Origin of the sequence: Actinomadura sp. 7K507, assembly GCF_004348425.1 — a bacterium.
Lineage (GTDB): Bacteria > Actinomycetota > Actinomycetes > Streptosporangiales > Streptosporangiaceae > Spirillospora.
The window spans coordinates 1-1,208 of record NZ_SMKK01000530.1 but is presented as its reverse complement, the minus strand read 5'-3'; the positions used below and the strand labels follow the sequence as shown (position 1 = coordinate 1,208).

Here is a 1,208-nt window from a genome sequence, read left to right as displayed (position 1 = left end):
CGCTTGCGGCGGGACTTGATCGCGGCGCGTTCCGCGGCGGCGACGGGGGCGGGGGCCTCGGCGCGGCGCCAGACGCGGGCGACGATGACGACCTCGCGGGGTTCCCTGATCGGGGTCAGGCGGCACCAGGTGCGGGGCTCGGAGAGGTAGCGGCCCTGGGAGAGCAGCAGTTCGGTGAGCCGCTTGCCCTCGATGACGGGACGGGTCGCCAGCCAGGTCAGCACGCCCGGCGGGACGATGTACAGGACGTGCCAGGGGGATTCGAAGGGGATCCCGACGAGCCTGAGCAGGACGATCCAGGGCACGAACACGCCGAGGAAGACACCGATCTGGACGAGCGGCAGCGGCATGGGCAGCCGCAGGTCGTACAGCTTGTACAGCCGCTTCTCGATCCGCCAGATGTTCGTGTACGTGGGTAGATCCACGCCCCTACTCCCCTAACTGCGCGAGCACGGGTCCGCCTGCCGGTCTCCGGTCAGGTGACGTCCACGCCGAGGGCCGTGGCTATCGCCTTGGCCGTGGTCTCGATGATGTTGGGTACGTAGAAGACCACCCCGATTCCGATCGCGAGCAGGATGAATTGCACGAAACGCGTGATTTCGCGGGTGAACAGGAAGAAGATCGCCACAATGGAGACGATCACCAGGAACAGCGGACCGAATATCTGCCGCAGCCAGTCGGCGAGCTGGTCGGTCTTCAGTTCGTCACCGGGTGCCGCAAGGACTTCATAGGGAATCGACGCGATAATTTGCTGCAACATCAGCGTCTACCTTCCTTGGACGGCGAATTCATTGGGGGATGGATCGCACAAATCAAGGCCTCTCATGATGGGTTCGGTCGCGTGGTCCCGCGAATGTCTCGGACGAGCCACTTGTCGCCCCTCTTCACCATGGCGAGCCGGTAGGTCTGGTCCAGCTCACCGCCGCCGCCCGCGGCGGGCTGCCATGCGACGGTCGCGGTGATGGTGCGCTCACCCGCGGGTCCCTTCGGCGCGACGACCTCCTTGACCTGCATGAATTTCACGGAGTTGGCCAGTCCGACGATGGTCGTCCCGTCGGAGAAGCGCGACAGGGCCTCCTGGTTGCCGGTCGCGTACTCCTGGAAGAAGGTGCCGAGGAAGGGCTGGAGTTCGCTTTCGAGCGCGGAGTCGCGGTCTGGTGCGCCGTCCTGGGGAAGCTGCGCCTTGGTGGGCGGGGGAAGTATGGCGG

Annotated in this window: 3 protein-coding genes; all 3 read right to left on the bottom strand. The window is 65.7% G+C overall.

From position 1 onward, the window contains the following. Window positions 1-425 (bottom strand): conjugal transfer protein (locus tag E1285_RS45085; RefSeq protein WP_132161037.1); only part of this gene is annotated, 425 nt, incomplete at its 3' end. A gap of 50 nt (window positions 426-475) precedes the next feature. Next, window positions 476-760, bottom strand: coding sequence for a hypothetical protein (locus E1285_RS45080; RefSeq protein WP_132161036.1), 285 nt, complete (start codon window positions 758-760; stop codon window positions 476-478). A gap of 62 nt (window positions 761-822) precedes the next feature. Continuing rightward, the coding region (locus E1285_RS45075) for a conjugal transfer protein (RefSeq protein WP_132161035.1) at window positions 823-1,208 on the bottom strand (386 nt) is incomplete at its 5' end.